Source organism: Mesorhizobium sp. M0833, from assembly GCF_040319905.1.
In the GTDB taxonomy this organism is placed as follows: Bacteria; Pseudomonadota; Alphaproteobacteria; order Rhizobiales; family Rhizobiaceae; genus Mesorhizobium.
In genome coordinates this window covers 153,286-170,913 of record NZ_JAMYOQ010000007.1, presented here as the reverse complement: position 1 = coordinate 170,913, position 17,628 = coordinate 153,286, and the positions used below count along the sequence as shown (strand labels likewise).

Annotated in this window: 22 protein-coding genes; 10 read left to right on the top strand and 12 right to left on the bottom strand. The window is 63.6% G+C overall.

Features of this window, described 5'->3' with window-relative positions:
- Complete coding sequence (locus tag NKH98_RS10840) at positions 1-327, top strand: chorismate mutase (protein WP_352479697.1); 327 nt, start codon at positions 1-3, stop codon at positions 325-327.
- A gap of 50 nt (positions 328-377) precedes the next feature.
- Positions 378-779, top strand: a complete 402-nt coding sequence (gene rpsP / locus NKH98_RS10835) for a 30S ribosomal protein S16 (RefSeq protein ID WP_352898264.1) — start codon at positions 378-380, stop codon at positions 777-779.
- A 73-nt stretch (positions 780-852) separates the two neighbouring features.
- On the opposite strand, the gene NKH98_RS10830 is transcribed toward rpsP, so the two are convergent.
- Both NKH98_RS10830 and NKH98_RS10825 read right to left on the bottom strand, forming a co-directional pair.
- Positions 853-1,116 (bottom strand): YMGG-like glycine zipper-containing protein, encoded by a 264-nt coding sequence (locus NKH98_RS10830; RefSeq protein WP_023680734.1) that lies wholly within the window; start codon positions 1,114-1,116, stop codon positions 853-855.
- A 142-nt stretch (positions 1,117-1,258) separates the two neighbouring features.
- On the bottom strand, positions 1,259-1,669 hold the full coding sequence (locus tag NKH98_RS10825) for a DoxX family protein (RefSeq protein WP_352898261.1): 411 nt from the start codon (positions 1,667-1,669) through the stop codon (positions 1,259-1,261).
- Positions 1,670-1,922: 253 nt separating this feature from the next.
- Between NKH98_RS10825 and NKH98_RS10820 the strand changes: the two genes are divergently transcribed.
- Positions 1,923-2,330 carry an ACT domain-containing protein gene (locus tag NKH98_RS10820; protein WP_352898259.1) on the top strand — a complete coding sequence of 136 codons (408 nt, stop codon included), beginning with the start codon at positions 1,923-1,925 and terminating at the stop codon, positions 2,328-2,330.
- A 522-nt stretch (positions 2,331-2,852) separates the two neighbouring features.
- Here the strand turns inward: NKH98_RS10820 and NKH98_RS10815 are convergent.
- Positions 2,853-3,887, bottom strand: coding sequence for an aspartate-semialdehyde dehydrogenase (locus tag NKH98_RS10815; protein WP_352898258.1), 1,035 nt, complete (start codon positions 3,885-3,887; stop codon positions 2,853-2,855).
- Positions 3,888-4,342: 455 nt separating this feature from the next.
- Here NKH98_RS10815 and NKH98_RS10810 point away from each other — a divergent pair, with 455 nt between their 5' ends.
- The 3 genes from NKH98_RS10810 (at position 4,343) to NKH98_RS10800 (ending at position 7,745) form a co-directional block, all read left to right on the top strand.
- Positions 4,343-6,190 carry a DEAD/DEAH box helicase gene (locus tag NKH98_RS10810; RefSeq protein WP_352898256.1) on the top strand — a complete coding sequence of 616 codons (1,848 nt, stop codon included), beginning with the start codon at positions 4,343-4,345 and terminating at the stop codon, positions 6,188-6,190.
- 88 nt (positions 6,191-6,278) lie between these two features.
- On the top strand, positions 6,279-6,992 hold the full coding sequence (locus NKH98_RS10805) for a DUF805 domain-containing protein (RefSeq protein WP_352898254.1): 714 nt from the start codon (positions 6,279-6,281) through the stop codon (positions 6,990-6,992).
- A gap of 108 nt (positions 6,993-7,100) precedes the next feature.
- Positions 7,101-7,745 carry a DUF805 domain-containing protein gene (locus NKH98_RS10800; RefSeq protein WP_352898253.1) on the top strand — a complete coding sequence of 215 codons (645 nt, stop codon included), beginning with the start codon at positions 7,101-7,103 and terminating at the stop codon, positions 7,743-7,745.
- On the opposite strand, the gene NKH98_RS10795 is transcribed toward NKH98_RS10800, so the two are convergent.
- The 6 genes from NKH98_RS10795 to leuD form a co-directional block, all read right to left on the bottom strand.
- The gene (locus NKH98_RS10795; RefSeq protein WP_352898251.1) at positions 7,735-8,220 is read right to left on the bottom strand and encodes a GNAT family N-acetyltransferase; all 486 of its coding nucleotides are present in this window, start codon (positions 8,218-8,220) and stop codon (positions 7,735-7,737) included. The two genes, NKH98_RS10800 and NKH98_RS10795, sit on opposite strands and share 11 nt — an antisense overlap.
- Positions 8,221-8,224: 4 nt before the next feature.
- Positions 8,225-9,328, bottom strand: coding sequence for a 3-isopropylmalate dehydrogenase (leuB, locus tag NKH98_RS10790; RefSeq protein ID WP_352898249.1), 1,104 nt, complete (start codon positions 9,326-9,328; stop codon positions 8,225-8,227).
- 137 nt (positions 9,329-9,465) lie between these two features.
- Entirely contained in the window at positions 9,466-9,816 is a 351-nt protein-coding gene (locus tag NKH98_RS10785) for a VOC family protein (protein WP_352570210.1), read from the bottom strand.
- Between the two features lie 51 nt (positions 9,817-9,867).
- A complete protein-coding gene (locus tag NKH98_RS10780; RefSeq protein ID WP_352738387.1) occupies positions 9,868-10,251 on the bottom strand; it encodes a RidA family protein in 384 nt (127 codons plus the stop codon).
- Positions 10,252-10,572: 321 nt separating this feature from the next.
- The gene (locus NKH98_RS10775) at positions 10,573-11,499 is read right to left on the bottom strand and encodes an Ivy family c-type lysozyme inhibitor (RefSeq protein ID WP_352898246.1); all 927 of its coding nucleotides are present in this window, start codon (positions 11,497-11,499) and stop codon (positions 10,573-10,575) included.
- Between the two features lie 61 nt (positions 11,500-11,560).
- On the bottom strand, positions 11,561-12,166 hold the full coding sequence (gene leuD, locus NKH98_RS10770; RefSeq protein WP_352738391.1) for a 3-isopropylmalate dehydratase small subunit: 606 nt from the start codon (positions 12,164-12,166) through the stop codon (positions 11,561-11,563).
- A 155-nt stretch (positions 12,167-12,321) separates the two neighbouring features.
- Between leuD and NKH98_RS10765 the strand changes: the two genes are divergently transcribed.
- The 4 genes from NKH98_RS10765 to NKH98_RS10750 all read left to right on the top strand — a co-directional run bounded on the left by NKH98_RS10765 (position 12,322) and on the right by NKH98_RS10750 (position 14,124).
- Positions 12,322-12,747 (top strand): GNAT family N-acetyltransferase, encoded by a 426-nt coding sequence (locus NKH98_RS10765; protein ID WP_352479709.1) that lies wholly within the window; start codon positions 12,322-12,324, stop codon positions 12,745-12,747.
- Between the two features lie 92 nt (positions 12,748-12,839).
- Positions 12,840-13,151 (top strand): ArsR/SmtB family transcription factor, encoded by a 312-nt coding sequence (locus NKH98_RS10760; protein WP_031213186.1) that lies wholly within the window; start codon positions 12,840-12,842, stop codon positions 13,149-13,151.
- On the top strand, positions 13,151-13,612 hold the full coding sequence (locus NKH98_RS10755) for an SRPBCC family protein (RefSeq protein ID WP_352898243.1): 462 nt from the start codon (positions 13,151-13,153) through the stop codon (positions 13,610-13,612). The genes NKH98_RS10760 and NKH98_RS10755 overlap by 1 nt, the downstream gene beginning before the upstream one ends.
- Positions 13,613-13,635: 23 nt before the next feature.
- Complete coding sequence (locus tag NKH98_RS10750) at positions 13,636-14,124, top strand: SRPBCC family protein (protein WP_352898241.1); 489 nt, start codon at positions 13,636-13,638, stop codon at positions 14,122-14,124.
- A gap of 36 nt (positions 14,125-14,160) precedes the next feature.
- Here the strand turns inward: NKH98_RS10750 and NKH98_RS10745 are convergent, their stop codons facing one another.
- From NKH98_RS10745 to NKH98_RS10735, 3 genes are read right to left on the bottom strand one after another with little or no spacing between them, the layout of a single operon-like run.
- The gene (locus NKH98_RS10745) at positions 14,161-15,327 is read right to left on the bottom strand and encodes an NAD(P)/FAD-dependent oxidoreductase (RefSeq protein ID WP_352650265.1); all 1,167 of its coding nucleotides are present in this window, start codon (positions 15,325-15,327) and stop codon (positions 14,161-14,163) included.
- Positions 15,328-15,357: 30 nt separating this feature from the next.
- Positions 15,358-16,944, bottom strand: coding sequence for an ATP-binding protein (locus NKH98_RS10740; protein ID WP_352898238.1), 1,587 nt, complete (start codon positions 16,942-16,944; stop codon positions 15,358-15,360).
- Positions 16,932-17,624 (bottom strand): response regulator, encoded by a 693-nt coding sequence (locus NKH98_RS10735; RefSeq protein ID WP_352479713.1) that lies wholly within the window; start codon positions 17,622-17,624, stop codon positions 16,932-16,934. Before NKH98_RS10735 ends, NKH98_RS10740 begins: the two co-directional genes overlap by 13 nt.
- Positions 17,625-17,628: the final 4 nt, after the last annotated feature.

The following is a 17,628-nucleotide window of genomic DNA, read 5'->3' as shown; positions in this document are numbered from 1 at the left end:
ATGAACGAAGAGAAGGACATGGCGGACGCGCGTGCGGCGCTGGCCAATTATCGCGCCTCGATCGACAATATAGACGCTGCGCTGATCCACATGCTGGCCGAGCGCTTCCGCTGCACCAAGGCAGTCGGCGTGCTGAAGGCGGAACATGGCCTGCCGCCTGCCGACCCGGCGCGCGAGCAGGAGCAGATCGCCCGTCTTCGCCAGCTGGCCAAGGACGCCCATCTCGACCCGGATTTCGCTGAGAAATTCCTGAACTTCGTCGTCCGCGAAGTGATCCGCCATCACGAGCAGATCGCCGCATCCAACGGCGTGACGAGAACCGGCTGAGGACCAGCCACCAACCGATCAACCACATCAGAGCTTTTAGGAGAAGAGAAATGCCACTGAAAATCCGATTGGCCCGTGCGGGCTCGAAGAAGCGTCCCTATTACCATGTCGTCGTCGCCGACGCGCGTTCGCCGCGTGACGGTCGTTTCATCGAGTCGCTAGGCTCGTGGAACCCGCTGCTGCCCAAGGACGGCGAGCGCGTCAAGGTCGACGCCGAGCGCGTCAAGCATTGGCTGTCGCATGGCGCCCAGCCGACCGACCGCGTGCTGCGCTTCCTCGATGAAGCCGGCATCGCCAAGCGCGAAGCCCGCTCCAACCCGAAGAAGGCCGAGCCCGGCAAGAAGGCGCAGGAGCGCGCAGCCTTGCTGAAGAAGGCGCAGGAAGATGCCGCCGCGGCCGTTGCCGCCGCTGCAGCCGCGCCGGCCGAGGCGGAAGCCGCCAACGCCGAATAAATCATCTCCCGACAACCACGAAACGGCGGGCCTTGCCCGCCGTTTTGCTGTTCGTCCGCATGGTGCGGCCCGATCAATAGCCCTCTGGGCAGCTCGCAACGTACACACGACCGTTACGATCGCGATAACGGCACTGGCCGCTTTCGCTGGCACGGCCGATCAGCGCACCGGCCAAAGCGCCGGCCGCACCGCCGATCACCGCGCCCTTGGTTGGGTTGCCGGCCACCGCAGCGCCGACCGCCGCACCGCCCAGGCCACCAACTGCCGCGCCTTGCTCAGTGCGGGAGCAGGCACCGAGCGGTACCAGCAAGGCCATCAAGATCATCACCTTTTTCATTGTCGTTCCTCTCCAACAGGGTGCCGTCCTCGCCGCTGAACCTCCTAACTCGCAACCAGGCGATTTGATCCAAAGAAGAAGATCGGCTGCCGCCCGGCGCTCTGGCGGCGTGGCCACCATCGAACGGCTTTCGAAGTCGCCGCTATTGGCTGAATGGGAACAACCCGCGCACCCTTGGATCGCGCAGATACAGGCCACCCCAGAGGATGGCGCCGAGATAGACGCCGAACAGTATGTGCGAGAACAAAGGGCTGCCGATCCGCACATGCGTAGCGACGGCGCCGCCGAGATAAGCGGTGAGCAGGATGGCGCCGAGCACCGAGGTGCGCGGCAGCGCGTAAAGCGCTGTCGAGACCAGTCCGATGATGCCGAGCATGCGCGAGACATTGGCATTGGCCGGCCAGCCGAGCTGCACCATGGTCTGGGTGACGATTTCGAGCGGCGGTAGCTTGATCACGCCGTCGAAGATCATAAACAGCACGACGACGGCGCTGAGCACGCGGCCGGCCCACAAGGCACGCGATGAGACGGGTGCTGCCTGAGACATGGTCATTGATGTTCCCTCCGGTCGTTGTGAGCACTGGCTCCTCCGCCAGCTCGAACCAAGGACGCGGCCCGTGACGGCGATCCGACATGCCTCCAGTTTTTTCACTCCGGCGGCGAACCTTGGGTGTGTACGTTCAGTCAGCAACGAACCTGGCCAAGTCCACCTTGCGGGGTGAGGTGGAGGGCGTTATCGAAAATCCATAGAAGTGTCTTCGAGCGCTCGACGCAGCAGCCGCCTAGTCGCACAACGAAAGCAATCGATGGCCGGAGAGACCGACCTGAAACAGTTGCTGGCGGCAATGACGCCGGAATTGCTTGCCGGGGTTCATGTGTTCACCACGTTGCCACCCGATGCGCCCGTTCCCGACAGGCTCCACCCGGTGATGCTATTTCGCGAGCGCGAGGGGATGACGCTGATCGTGCATGAAGACCATGCCAAGGCCGCTGGACTGAAAACCGTGTTCCGCTGCCGGATGCTGACGCTCAACATCCATTCGTCGCTGGACGCGATCGGCTTCCTCGCCGCCATCACCGCACGGCTGGCCGCGGCCGGCATCGGCGTCAATCCGGTCTCGGCCTTCTACCACGATCACCTGTTCGTGCCCGCCGACCGGGCGGAGGAGGCGCGGGAGTTGCTGTTGGACCTAGCGGAGGAGAACCGGCTGTGACGCCGGCACCTTGCTGCCTATTTGAGACGCCTGCGCTGCCCCTCATCCTCCTGCCGGAACCTCCCCGTGAGCGGGGAGAAGGGCGCTAACGGCCGAAGGCCGAGCCCGCGACTGCGGGCCGCCGGCCTTCCGGCGCCCCCCGCGCAGGGCCAGCCGCGATAGCGGCGATGCGGCCCGTGAGCGAAAAGCAAGCTGAGCAAAAATCGCGGCCGAAGGCCGAGCCTGCGACCGCAGGCCGGCGGTCGTCCGGCGCCCCGCGGAGGCCAGCCGCGTTAGCGGCGACACGGCCGTAAGCGAAAAAGCAAGCTGAGCAAAAATCACGGCCGAAGGCCGAGCCTGCGACCGCAGGCCGCCGGTCGTCCGGCGCCCCGGAGGCCAGCCGCGTTAGCGGCGACACGGCCCGTGAGCGAAAAGCAAGCTGAGCAGAGATCGCGAAGGCCGAGCCTGCGACCGCAGGCCGCCGGTCGTCCGGCGCCCCGCGGAGGCCAGCCGCGTTACCGGCGATACGGCCGTGAGCGAAAACTACGCCGCCTTCTTCTTTGGCTGGATCAGCCCGCGCTCGACCAGCAGCTCGGCGATCTGAATCGCATTGAGTGCCGCGCCCTTGCGCAGATTGTCGGAGACGATCCACATCGACAGGCCGTTGTCGATGGTCGAATCCTCGCGGATGCGCGAGATGAAGGTGGCGTCCTCGCCGGCCGATTCCAGTGGCGTGATGTAGCCGCCGTCCTCGCGCTTGTCGATGACCTGGCAGCCCGGCGCCTCGCGCAGGATCTCGCGCGCCTCATCGGCGGTGATCGGCTTTTCGAACTCGATGTTGACCGCTTCCGAATGACCGATGAACACCGGTACCCGCACGCAGGTCGCGGTCAGCTTGATCTTGGGGTCGAGCATCTTCTTGGTCTCGGCCACCATCTTCCACTCTTCCTTGGTGAAGCCGTCGTCGAGGAAGACGTCGATATGCGGGATGACGTTGAAGGCGATACGCTTGGTGAACTTCTTGATGTCGACGGTGTCGGCGACGAACACCGCGCGCGTCTGCGTGAACAATTCGTCCATGCCTTCCTTGCCGGCGCCGGAGACCGACTGATAGGTGGCGACGACGACGCGCTTGATGGTGGCAGCGTCATGCAGCGGCTTCAGCGCCACGACCAGCTGCGCCGTCGAGCAGTTCGGGTTGGCGATGATGTTCTTGCGCGTGAACAGCGAGATCGCATCCGGGTTCACTTCCGGAACGATCAGCGGCACGTCCTGGTCGTAACGGAAGGCCGACGAATTGTCGATGACGACGCAGCCCTGCTTGCCGATCTTCGGCGACCATTCCTTGGAGACGTTGCCGCCAGCCGACATGATGCAGATGTCGGTGTCTGAAAAATCATATTGGTCGAGCGCCCTGACCTTCAGCGTGCGGTCGCCGAACGACACTTCCGTGCCCTGGCTGCGCCGCGAGGCCAGCGCCACCACCTCGCTCACCGGAAAGCCGCGTTCCTCCAGTATGTTGAGCATTTCCCGGCCCACATTGCCCGTGGCGCCGACGATCGCAACCTTGAAACTCATCGAAATCTCCTGTCCCTCTCCGCTCGGTTTCTGGAGAAAACCCGCCGGCCGATGCGGGTTTCAACCCCCGGGCCGGACCCGGGAGAGGGTGGTTAGGCCAAGGGAATCAGACCGTTTTGGTGGTCGTTTTGCCGGTTTTTTGAGCAACAACGTGGGTTTGCTGGAACGAGGAGACGCACCGACGCACCCGGCCCAATGGTTCGCATTGGGGCCGGGGATGTCGAATGCAAGGAGCGCCATCATAAGGCCGCGCATCGAAACTATCCCGTTCGGTGCCGGCTTTTACGCGGTTTGCGTCCAGAGTCAATCGCAAGCAGGCCAACCCGCCCGCCCTGTACAATGACATCGGCACCAAGTACGAACGGGTATCGTCTGGCTCGTGGCGCCCGTCCGTGGCGCTTGCCGACATTTACCCGTCGCCGGGTATTTAAGAATCCGAATTTCGAAAGAGCAAGATGTCCAATTTCGAAGCTATTGTTCCCGCGCTGGCAAAGGCGCTGGAAAAACGCGGCTATGTCGAGCTGACGCCGGTGCAGAAGGCGGTTCTCGAGCTTGGCCAGGCCGATGCGCTGGTTTCGGCCCAGACCGGCTCCGGCAAGACCGTCGCCTTCGGGCTGGCTTTGGCGCCGACCCTTCTGGACGGCGCGGAACGCTTTTCCCACGCGGCGGCACCCCTGGCACTGGCCGTCGCGCCGACGCGGGAACTGGCCCTGCAGGTGACGCGCGAGCTGGAATGGCTCTACGAGCTGACCGGGGCAGCGATAGCCTCCTGCGTCGGCGGCATGGACATGCGCACCGAGCGGCGCACGCTGGAACGCGGTGCCCACATCGTCGTCGGCACGCCCGGCCGCCTGCGCGACCACATCACCCGCAACTCGCTCGACATGTCGGCGCTCAAGGCAGTGGTGCTCGACGAAGCCGACGAGATGCTCGACCTCGGCTTTCGCGAGGATCTGGAATTCATCCTCGATGCTGCCCCTGCCGATCGCCGCACGCTGATGTTTTCCGCCACTGTGCCGCGCTCCATCGCCACGCTGGCCAAGGGCTACCAGCGCGATGCGGTACGCATCTCGGCTGGTGGCGAGGAGAAACAACATCTCGATATCGAATACCGGGCGCTGAGCGTCGCCCAGGCGGACCGCGAAAACGCCATCATCAACGTGCTGCGCTTTTACGAAGCCAAGAACGCGCTGGTGTTCTGCAACACCCGCGCCGCCGTCAACCATCTGACGGCGCGCTTCAACAACCGCAACTTTTCCGTCGTGGCGCTGTCCGGCGAGCTTAGCCAGAACGAGCGCAGCCACGCGCTGCAGGCGATGCGCGACGGCCGCGCAAAAGTCTGCATCGCCACCGACGTCGCGGCACGCGGCATCGACCTGCCCAACCTCGAACTGGTCATCCACGCCGACTTGCCGACCAACCCGGAGACGCTCCTGCACCGAAGCGGGCGGACGGGACGGGCAGGACGCAAGGGCGTCAGCGCGCTGATCGTGCCCAACAATGCCCGCAGGCGCACCGAACGCCTGCTGCAAAGCGCCGGCCTTGCAGCGACGTGGGCGAGCCCGCCTTCGGCCGACGACGTCTTGCGCCGCGACGACGAACGCATCCTCGCCGACCCGGTCTTCAGCGAGCCGGTGACGGACGATGAGCGCGGCTTCGTCAACGCGCTTCTCGCCCAACGTGGCGCCGAACTGGTGGCGGCGGCCTTCGTGCGTCTCTGCCGCTCCAGCCGCTCGGCGCCCGAGGATCTCTTGGAGGTCGCTCCGTTCACGCCGTCGGGCGACAGACCCGCTGGCGACAGAGCCGCCCGCCGCGACGAGCCACCGAGCCGCCGCGACGATTTCGGCGACAGCGTCTGGTTCTCGCTGTCGGTCGGACGCCGGCAGAACGCCGAGCCGCGGTGGCTGATCCCGATGCTGTGCCGGACAGGCGGCATTTCCAAGCGCGAGATAGGCGCGATCAAGATGCAGCCGGAGGAAACCTTCGTGCAGATCGCGGCGGACTGGGCCGAGCGCTTCCTCGCTGCGATCGGTCCCGACCGCAAGCTGCAGGGCAACATTGCGGTCAAGCGGCTGGACGCTACGCCGGATTTGTCGCGAGCCGGCTATCAGGAACCGCGGCCCGACAAGAAGCCGCATCGCGGCAAGCGAACCTTCGATCAGCACGCGCCCAAATTCGAGAAGCGCGCACCCGCCGACCAGCGCCCGGCATTCGAGGCGAAGCCCTGGGCCGGGAAACCGGCCAAGGCGAAGTTCGAAGGCGGACCTGCGAAACACAAGAAATCGAAGAAACGGCCGGGGTAAATAGCCAGCACTCTCCATTTCCGCACGCCCCTTGCGGTCTGCCGGAACTTTGCACAGTCTGGGGCGGGGAAATGGGGGTGGGCAGGACATGCGCGGCGAAGTTCTTCATTACGACGAAGACCAGGGTTTTGGTTTCATCACCGGAGCCGACGGCAACCGCTACACTTTGGCCCGCGAAGATTTGCGCCGCGAAGCATCGGTTGCCGGAGGTACGACCGTCGAATTCCAGCCGGCTGGCGGACGGGCACGCGATGTTTTTTCGATCCGCGCCCAACCTCGCAGTGCGCCTGCCGACGCCTCCACTGCAACCGCCGTGCCATCTCAGGCCGGCAATGCGCCAGCGGCACGTCAGCCGCAGCATTTCGGCCGTTCCGCTGAACAAAGTCCGGCCGAATCCGCCGGCCTGTGGAACTATTTCTGGCTGGGTCTGACCGAGAATTACTTCAACTTCGCCGGCCGTGCCCGCCGCAAGGAATATTGGAGCTATTGCCTGTTCTGGACGATCGCGCTGATCGTGGTCATAGGCATCGGCGTCTTCATCGACGACGCCATGGGCAATCTCGACAACAGTGAATTGCCGGCAGTGACGGTCGGCCTTTTCGGCCTCTTTCTGCTGGCGACAGCCCTGCCGTGGTTCGGGCTGAACGTGCGTCGGCTGCACGACATCGGCCTGACCGGCTGGCTCTTCCTTCTTTTCCTGATCCCGACCTTCGGCACCGTGATCATCCTGATCTTCGCGCTGATCCCGACGCAGGCACGTGAAAACCAGTGGGGTCCGGTGCCGGCAGGCGTCAGGGTTTAGCCGGCGCCGTGCCTCGCAGCCGCTCCATTCGCACATGTCATGCGTGCATATTGCAATTGAAAACAACCTTAGATAGTATCCGTACGGCACAGTATTTGGGGGCAAGCAATGCGCGGCGCGATTTATCATTATGACCAGGATCAGGGTTTCGGATACATCAATGGAGCCGACGGCAAGCGTTACATCGTCGGGCATGAGGATCTGAGTCCCGGCGTGGCGTTGGTCAGAGACGCACCCGTCGAGTTCCAGCCGGACGATGGGACTGCGCGCGCCGTCATTGCAGGAAGGCCAAGGGCTGCCGAATCCCGCAGCCTCATTCCCAACGGCGTTGAACCTGCCCAATCCACCGGATTATGGGCTTATTTCTGGCGCGCATTCAAAGTGAGACATGTCAGCTTCACCGGCCGCGCCCGCCGCAAGGAATTTTGGGGCTTTTTTCTGCTCACGCTGATCGTGTTCTTCGCGCTTCTTGCGTTCGGCGTCCTCATCAATGCAGCGATCACAGCTGTCAGAGGCGACCTGGAATTTGGAGCTTTGGGTTATGCGCCAGCCTTCGTGTTCCTGCTACTGACTGTCCTGCCGTGGTTTGCCCTTATGGTACGACGCCTGCACGACATCGGCCTGAGCGGCTGGTTCGTTTTGCTGTACTTCGTTCCCGGCTTCAACACGCTGGGTCTGTTGGCGCTTGGGCTTATCCCATCCAAGGTCAGTGAAAACCCTTGGGGGCCGGTGCCGGCGGGCGTCAGGGTTTAGCGATCGCCTTCAGCGTCTCGCTCGAAAGCCTGAGGAAGACCTTCCGACCCTGGCGCTCCGCGCCGAGTCCGACGTAGAAGCGCAGCGCACGCTCGTTCCAGTCCTCGGTGGTCAGGTCGATGCGGCCGATGCCTTCGCGCAGGCAATGGCCGGCAAGGAATGCCATCAGCGCTCGACCGACACCGCCATTGCGGGCATCATCGCGTACGAATAGGTCCTTGAGGAACAGCAGCCGCTCGAGATCGATGCCGGGATGCGCGATCGCAACCGAGGCCAGCCCGCAAACTTCACCATCGACGAAGGCGAGCGCAAAATGCGGATAGGCCGGACTTTCATCGCCAAGCCATTTCTGCGCCGCCGACAAAGCTTGGCTGGCGTCGAGTGGCGGCTGCCGATAATGCACCGCCATTTCGCCAAGCATGGCGGCGAGTGCCGCGGCATCCCCGGTCGTCGCCCAGCGGACGTCGACCGACACCGGATCAGCCCAGGAACTTGGCGATGATCGCGTCGCCCATCTCAGCGGTGCCGACCTCGGTCATCCCCGGCGAATGAATATCCCTGGTGCGCAAGCCCTGGTCGAGAACGGCGGCGATCGCGCCTTCCAGCCGGTCGGCCTCTTCAACCATGCCGAAGGAATAGCGCATGCACATGGCGAAGGACGCGATCATGGCGATCGGATTGGCGATTCCCTTGCCGGCGATGTCGGGTGCCGAGCCGTGCACCGGCTCGTAGAGCGCCTTGCGCTTTTTTGTCTTCGCATCCGGCGCGCCGAGCGAGGCGGACGGCAGCATGCCGATCGAGCCGGTCAGCATGGCGGCGATGTCGGACAGCATGTCGCCGAACAGATTGTCGGTGACGATGACGTCGAACTGCTTCGGCCAGCGCACCAGCTGCATGCCGCCGGCATCGGCCAACATGTGATCGAGCTTGACGTCGGCATAGCGCGCCTTGTGCGTCTGGGTGACGACCTCGTTCCACAGCACGCCAGATTTCATCACATTGCGCTTTTCCATCGAGGTGACGTGGTTCTTGCGCGTGCGTGCCAACTCGAAGGCAACGCCCGAAATGCGCTCGATCTCGAACGTATCGTAGACTTGGGTGTCGATGCCGCGCTTCTGGCCGTTGCCGAGATCGATGATCTGCTTCGGCTCGCCGAAATAGACGCCGCCGGTGAGCTCGCGCACGATGAGGATATCGAGCCCTTCGACCACCTCCTGCTTGAGCGAGGAGGACGCCGCCAGCGCCGGATAGCAGATTGCCGGCCTGAGATTGGCAAACAGCTCCATGTCCTTGCGCAGCCGCAGCAGACCCGCCTCCGGGCGCACCTCGTAAGGCACCGCATCCCATTTCGGTCCGCCGACGGCGCCGAACAGCACTGCGTCCGCGGCCATCGCCTTGGCCATGTCGGCATCGGAGATCGCCGCGCCATGCGCGTCGTAGGCGGAACCGCCGACAAGGCCCTCATCGGTGACGAAATCGCTGCCGAGCCTGTCGTTCATGGCGGCGATCAGCTTCTTCACCTCGGCCATCGCCTCGGGGCCGATGCCGTCGCCGGCAAGCAGGAGAAGATTTTTCGAAGCCATGAGAACCGTCCCGATTGTTTAGCGCATGAACGCGGCCTTGCTAAACGCCAAGCAGCCGGCGCGCAAGCCTGCGGTTCATAGCATCGGACCAAAAGTGGAAACCGGTTTGGCAGAATCCGATGCTCAAGCCAAAACGCCTACAGATGCGAAAGAATATTGACCAGCCTGCCGAACGGGTCGCGTACGAAGAAGCGCCGCACGCCCCAGGGTTCGTCCGCCGGACCGTATTCGATGGCAAAGCCGGCCGTCCTCATGCTTTCAAGCGCGGCATCGACGTCGTCGACTTCGATAGAGATGTCCGGCACCGGCGTTCCTGATCCCCCTTCGGCCATGAAACTGACCTGCACGGACATCGTCTCTTGCGAGCCGTAGGTAGCGATCCAGCCCATATCCATCTTGAGATCGAGGCCGAGCACATCCTGATAGAAGGGTTTTGCCGCCGCGATATCCTGCGTGTCTATGTTTGCAACGATGCGCCTGACCTTCACCATGGGCCGATCCTCGTGCTAACCGTGTCGTTGTCGCAACCGTGACAGGCATCAGGCTGTGCGCCGCAGCGCCGTCACCTCGATCTCGATCTTCATCTCCGGCTTGTTGAGCTGGCACACGATCATCGTTGCCGCCGGCCTGATCTCGCCAAAGGCCTCGCCGAGGATCGGGAACACCACATCCACGAAAGCCGCATCGGTGATATAGTAATGTGCCCGCACCACATCGGCCATCTCGAAGCCGCCGTCTTGCAGTGCCTTGGCGATGGTAGAGAGGCAATTACGCGTCTGTGCCTCGACCGTCTCCGGCATCGTCATAGTGGCATAGTCGTAGCCGGTCGTTCCGGAGACGAAACACCAGTCGCCCTGCACCACGGCGCGCGAATAGCCGGCGGTCTTCTCGAAGGGCGAACCGGTGGAGATCAGTTTTCGCATGGGGCGGTCTCGTTGGGTTGCTGAGCGTCGTCTAGCAGAGGGGCCCGGGCGGGTCATGAGCCAAGCTAGGCAAATTGTTGTCACGAGGCGGCAAGACGCTAACCTTGGAGATTGGCCGGAGCATCTATCCCGTCGTCATCCTATGGCGGAGCAAGGAGCGTAGCGACGCAGCGTAGACCATAGGATCCATGCCGAGACATCATGGCTTTGCCACGGTGCAGAATTTCTGCTCAGCCGCGCCTTCCGACAACGGTCGCGGCAAGGATCCTCGGGTCAAGCCCGAGGATGACGAATGCGCAGTTGCGACCCCTTGTCGAAACCTTAATTCGCCGACCCCAGCGCCTTGTCCAGCGCTTCCTTGACGTCGGCCGGCCATGTACTCACCGCCGGCCACGCGTCCGGCTCGGGCTTGTCGCCGCGGCGGGCGAAATAGAGCTTATGGTTGACCGGGTCGACGGCCATGAAACCGTCATTGCCGCCGCAATCATGCGGTACGCAGCCGCTGGCAAAAAAGGTGCCCGAAGCGGTCTCCTCAGTACCGCCGCCGACCAGCAGGCTGGTCGCCATGTCGGGCATGTCCTTGCCGAGCAGCGTCTCGGCTAGCCTGTAGACGGCCTCGTTGTGAAAGGCATCAATGATGTTGTCGTATTTCGACGGATCGACGTCTTTCCAGTCCGTGCCCGGCTCCGGCATGTAGGTCAGATTACCGGACGTCGTCAGCCCGTCCGTCGGCGACCATTGCAGCGCCGGCTTGGAATCGCCCGGCAAAAGATAGGGTACGAAATAGATGGCGCTGTCGGAGATCGCGGCCGGTGGTGCGCCGCATTCATCCTGCTCGACCGTGGTCGTCTGGATCGTGCCGCCTTCCGGCTTCCATACAATCACCTTGGCCGGGCCGCATTGATTGCCGCCGTCGCCGACATCGACCAGCGCCACCTTGACACCGCCGACCTCGACGACCTTGTCGAAGAAGACGTCGTAATTGCGCGCCAGTTCCTTGCCGTCGAAGGCGAGCACCCGTTCCCCGTACTCTTCCTCCTGGGTGATGGTCAGCTGGCCGCCCTCGAACGGGATCGGCGCCTGTTTGTCATTGTCGACTAGGGCCGCGTTGCTCAACGCGCCCTGGTCGGCCCCGCCGGACGCATCGTCAGCCGGCACGAGCACCATATCGGTTTGTGCATGCGCGCCTGCCACCGGCATCAGAATCCACACCAGCGCGCAGGCCCCGGCAAGAAGCGAACGTATCATGACTGTCCCCTCCGTTCAGCCGCCACGAACCCGGTCTGTCGCGACCAGGTCATCGTACCGCTCAGGCCCAGGGTCGCTCAGCAGCATTCTTCTTCTCGAACGAAGCGATGGCGCCGGCCTTCTCCATGGTCAGACCGATATCGTCGAGCCCGTTGAGCAGGCAGTGGCGCTTGAATTCGTCGAGGTCGAACTTGACCACGCCCCCGTCCGGCCCGCGGATTTCCTTGGCCTCGAGATCGATCGACAGCGTCGCGTTGGAACCGCGCGAGGCATCGTCCATCAGCTTCTCCAGGTCTTCCGGGCTGACGGTGATCGGCAGGATGCCGTTCTTGAAGCAGTTGTTGTAGAAAATGTCGGCGAACGAGGTCGAGATGACGCAGCGGATGCCGAAATCGAGCAGCGCCCACGGCGCATGTTCCCGGCTCGAACCGCAGCCGAAATTGTCGCCGGCGACCAGGATCTGCGCCTTACGGTAGGCCGGCTTGTTGAGCACGAAGTCCGGGTTTTCCGAACCGTCGTCCTTGTAGCGCATTTCGGCGAACAAGCCGGTGCCGAGCCCGGTGCGCTTGATCGTCTTGAGATAATCCTTGGGGATGATCATGTCGGTGTCGACATTGACGATCGGCATCGGCGCGGCGACGCCGGTGAGCTTGGTGAATTTTTCCATGGTTCTTGCCCGTCTTCTTCTCGTTGCGGGGAATTGCTGGCGCCCGGTTTACACAAAGCCGCGGGCAAATAAAAGGCGGCTGTTTCTGGACTTCCGTCGTCGATCGAAACACAAAACGCTTCAAAACCACCGACCCATGGTGCACATTTATCGACATGACAACGCGATCCACGATCCTTTACGCCAGCGAACCGGGCCTCGGCATCGCCGAGTTCCGGCGCGTGCTGGTGGAATCCGGCCTCGGCGAGACACGGCCCGTCGATGACAACACTCGATTGAAGGCGATGTTGTCAGCGGCCAATTTGGTGCTCACCGCGCGTCTGGACACAGAAGGCAAGCCGCTGGTCGGTGTCGCTCGCGGCATCACCGACTTTTCCTGGGTCTGCTATATCTCCGAGCTCGCTGTTTCTGCATCGGCGCAAGGGCTGGGTATCGGCAAGGGTCTGATGGATGAGGCACGCCGGCAACTCGGACCGTCCGTCGCGATCAGCCTGATCTCCATGCCCGACGCCGTCGGCTTCTATGAGCGTATCGGCATGGAGCGCATGCCCAACGCATTCTGGTTCGGCCGCAAGCGCTGAAATCCACTTTCAGCGACCTCTGCCTGCGCATCCTCGGCCAAGGTTCTGCCTCTTGACATGCAACCAGATGGTTGCATATTAAGGTCATGAGCATGGATGCCGTCTTTCGCGCCTTGGCCGACCCGACACGCCGGCGATTACTGGACAGCCTTCATGCAAGGAACGGGCAGACGCTGAACGCGCTGTGCGGTGAGATGGACATGACGCGCCAGGCGGTGACCAAGCATCTGGCGATCCTGGAAGAAGCAAACCTCGTCACCACCATCCGCAAGGGACGCGAGAAGCAACATTATCTGAATCCGGTTCCCATCAACGAGATCGCCGAACGCTGGATCGGCAAATTCGAGCGGGGGCGACTGGGCGCCCTCAGCGATTTGAAGAAACGCCTCGAAAGGGAAGACTGATGAGCAACATTTTCGTTTATGTCACCTACATCCGCACCTCGCCCGAAAAACTCTGGCAAGCGCTGACCGAGCCGGAGTTCCATCGGCAATATTTCCTCGGCGCCCAGATGCTAAGCGACTGGAAACAAGGTTCGGCGTGGAAGATGGTTTACACCGACGGCCGCGTCACCGACAGCGGCGAGGTCCTCGAGATCGATCCACCCAAGCGCATCGTGCTCAAATGGCGCAACGAGTTCATGCCCGAGGTCAAGGCGGACGGCTACACACGCTGCACCTTCGCCATCGAGCAGGAGGGCGAGATGGTGAAGCTCGCCGTCACACACGAAGCCGATGGACCGCACAAGCTGCTTGGCCATGTGGCGAACGGCTGGCCGCTCATCCTGTCCAGCCTGAAGAGCCTGCTCGAAACCGGCAAAAGGCCTGTCACGCCCGGCGTCGAAGACTTGAGGTTGTTTCGATAGCGAAACGTTTCTGGAGACAGGCGATGTACAGTTCCGCGGTGCACAGCATGACCAATGGCAAGACCGTTATGGCGAGCGCCGATGTTTGCGCGCCGGCCGAGCGGATCTTTGACGCGCTCGTTACACGTGAGGTCGAGCGCTGGTGGGGGGCCGCCAAGACCTACCGGATGACCGGATGGACGGCCGACCTCCACGTCGGCGGCCGCTGGAGCGTCACCGTCGAGACGGCGGCCGGCAGACACCTGCCCGCCAGCGGCGAATTCCTGGAGATCGAAGAGCCGCGCCGGATCGTGCAGACGCGGAGATACGGCTGGGACCATCCGACGCTTGGCCGCCGCGAAACCAAAGTCGCCTGGCTGCTGGCGCCGATCGCCGGCGGCACACGCGTCACCATCTGCCATGGCGGCTTCGCCGGCCTCGCTGCTGCGGCGACGAAGCATGCCGAAGGCTGGGCCCAGGTGCTGGGCTGGCTTCAGGCGTATCTTGGTAAGGACGGCTTGGTGGCGGCTTAATCCACCAAGCAACGGTAGCATCCCTTCGGGCTAGCGTTAAATTACATTCAATTCCCGAAACGGCCGCCCATCGGCGATCCGGCTATACCCGAACGCCGAGCAATCCACCGTGCGATAGCCGCCATGCACGATCAGTTCGGCCAGCGCCTTGCCGACCGCTGGAGCCTGCTGCAAGCCGTGACCGGAAAACCCGTTGGCGAAGAGGAAATTACCGACCTCGGGATGCGGGCCGATCACCGCATTCTGGTCGAGCGTGTTGTAGTCGTAATGGCCCACCCAGGCGCGCGTCGGCTTGATCGCCTCGAAGGCTGGAATGCGGGTCGCCAGCACCGGCCAGATCACCTCTTCGAACAGCGGCCAGTCGGGGTCGAAGTCGGCGGGATCGGCTGGTCCTTCGCCCTCTTCCGGCTCGGCGCCGCCGGTGATGTAGACCGAGCCCTCCGGCCGGACATAGATGCCGCTCGGGTCGACCAGCAGCGGCATGTCCTCATATTTCTCGCGCGCCTCAAAGACGAAGACATTGCGCTTGCGCGGCTCCACCGGCAGCGCCAGCCCGGCCATTGCCGCCACCTTGCCGGCATTCGGCCCGGCGGCGTTGACGACCGTGCCGGCCTCGAGCCGCTCGCCATTGTCCAGAAATACACCAGTGACGCGGCCGCCTAGCCGCTCGATACCCGTCACCGACGCCGTGATAAAGTCGATGTCCTTCGTCCGCAGTGCCTTGCGGAACAGCATCAGCATCGCATGCGCGTCGAACCAGCCTTCGCCGCTGCGGCCATATGCGCCGGCGGAAATGCCTTCGACCGACAGCCACGGAAAGCGGCGGACGAGCGCCTCCGCATCCTCGAGCAGGATGTCGGCGCCCTCGGCCATCTGCGCTTCGTGGTTGGCCCGCAGGATAGGCAGCCCGTTTTCGCCGGCAAGGATGAGATAACCGCCTTCGCGAAAGCCGATATCGGCATCCGCGCCAAACTCCTCCCTGAGCCGCCGGAACAGTTTCAGCGTGAACTGCGACAGACGGATGTTTTCCGGGATCGAAAACTGCTGGCGGATGGAGGCGCAGGACAGTGTGGTCGCCGCATGAGAAAATTGCGGGTCGCGCTCGACAAGTGCAATCGAGCCCGAAAACCCTTCCTCGCGCAGGTAATAGGCAACCGACGAGCCGACGATGGCTCCACCGATGATGACGATGTCGTAATGCACCTTTTCGCCCTTCTGGTCTGAATCGCCGAGTCACGCCGCCGGCAGGATGATCTCGAAGCGCGTGCCGCTCGCGGAGTCAACCAGCCGGATCGTGCCATCATGCGCTTTCAGGAGGGCCAGCACGATGCCGAGGCCCATGCCGGTGCCGCCGGAATCGCGGCGCGTGGTGAAGAACGGCTCGAAGATGCGGCCTCGGTTGCTGGGCGAAATGCCGGCGCCGTCGTCGTCCACCACAATGGTGGCCTTGCCGTCCGCGCTTGCGGCCGTGATCGAAACCAGCGTTGCGCCGTGCCGCGCCGAATTGTCGATGAGATTGGCCAGCACGATCGCCGCGTTTTCGGCCGATATGCGCAGACCGATCCGGGCGCCCGCCTCGAGGCGCACCGCCAGCCTGTCGTCGGCCGGCAGCAGCGCCAGCGCAGCAGTGAGCGACGTGCTTTCGCCGCTGGGCTCGAGATTTTCGGCGCGCGCCAAGTCGAGCAGGCGGCGCACCAGCAGATTGAGCCGGCCGGCATCGGTGACGATATTGTCCGAAAAGCGCCGCCGTTCGGCCTCGTCCATCGCGCTGCCCGAATCGCGCAACAGTTCGGCGGCGCCCTGGATCGCCGTCAGCGGCGATTTGAGCTCGTGCGAGACGTGGGTGGCAAAAGTCTGGATGCCGTCGGAGCGTGCATGCAGTTTTTCGGCCATGTCGAGGAAGGCGGCAGAAAGCGCCGCCATTTCGCGCGTGCCGTGGTGATCAAGCGGCCTGATCGCCGCGCGGTCGCCGGCGGCGATGCGATTCGTGCGTTCCATCAGCGCATAGATCGGCCGGCTGACGGTGCGCAGGAAAACCAGCCCGATCAGCAGCGTGCCGCCTAGAATGGCAATTGCCGCCAGCGCCACCTTGCCGCGCTCGCCATAGAGATGCTTGACGATGTTGTTTGGCGTCCGCGACAGATAGACCACGCCGGCGACCTTGCCGGAAACGGCAACCGGCATGGCGACAAAGACGCGAACCTTGGTGCCGCGGCTGACCGAATAGAGCGGCGGCGAAGGCTGGTCCGGAACCCGCAGCCTGAGCGCGCTGGCGTAGCGGCCGGCAAGCGCTGCGCGAACTTCTTCGACAGCGGCGAGCGACAGGCCGGCCTCCTCACGGCCGGCGATGACCACGCCTCTGGGATCGAGCAGCCGGAAGCCGGCAAGTGTGGTTTTCTGCGTCTCGGCAAGAATGCCCGACAGCCGCGCGCCGATTGCCGCGAAGGCAGGATCGACGCTGGCCGCCGTGGCCGCTGGTCGGGTTGGCAGGATCCTGTCGGACGCAAGATCGAGGCGCGGTTCGATTGGCTGGTAGGGAGAAGCCCGATCCCCTGTACTGGGTGGAGGCATGGATGTGCCGAGCTTTTCCGGGGCAAGGCCGGCCTCACGAACCTCTTGCGCATAGATCGCGGCGAGGGCGGCGCCTTGTGCGATCAGCTCGGCCTCGGTCTGGCGGATCAGCTGGTTCTCGTAGAGCCGGAAGAAGAACAGGCCGGCCAGCGGCAGCGCCATCACCATGATCAGGATGGCAATGACGACCGTGGCAAGCCGTGGCCGCCATTTGCTGCCAATCCATTTTCGGGCGCTCAACTCCCGCATCGACCGAGCCGGAAGCCGACGCCATGCACGGTCTCGATCGCATCGACGCAGCCGATGGCCGCGAGCTTGGCGCGGATGTTGCGGATATGGCTGTCGACGGTGCGGTCGGCGACGTGGATGTTGGCGGCATAGGCATTGGCCATCACCATGTCGCGGCCGAGCACATGCGCCGGCCGCGCCAGAAACCCTTTCAGGATGGCGAATTCGATCGAGGTCAGCGCCAGCGGCTTGCCGTCGAAGCTGGCTGTATGGCTTGCCGGCACCAGCGCCAGTCTGCCATGAGAGAATTGCCGGTCGTCGGCTGGTTCGGGCGCAGGCCGGGCGCGGCGCAGGATGACGTTGACGCGGGCGACCAGCTCGCGCGGGCTGAACGGCTTGGTGACATAGTCGTCGCCGCCCATTTCCAGCCCCAGTATGCGGTCGATCTCCTCATCCCGCGCGGACAGGAACAGCACCGGCACGTCGGATGTGTGGCGAAGCCGCCGGCACACTTCCAGCCCGTCCATTTCCGGCATGCCGATATCGAGCACGACAAGATCGGGAGCACGGCGTTCGATCGCCAGCAAGGCAGCTGCGCCGTCCGGCACTGCCAGCGTTTTCATGCCGGCCTTTTCGAGCGCGAAGCAGATGATTTCGCGAATGTGCGGATCGTCGTCGGCGACCAGTATGTGGTGCGGCATCAAA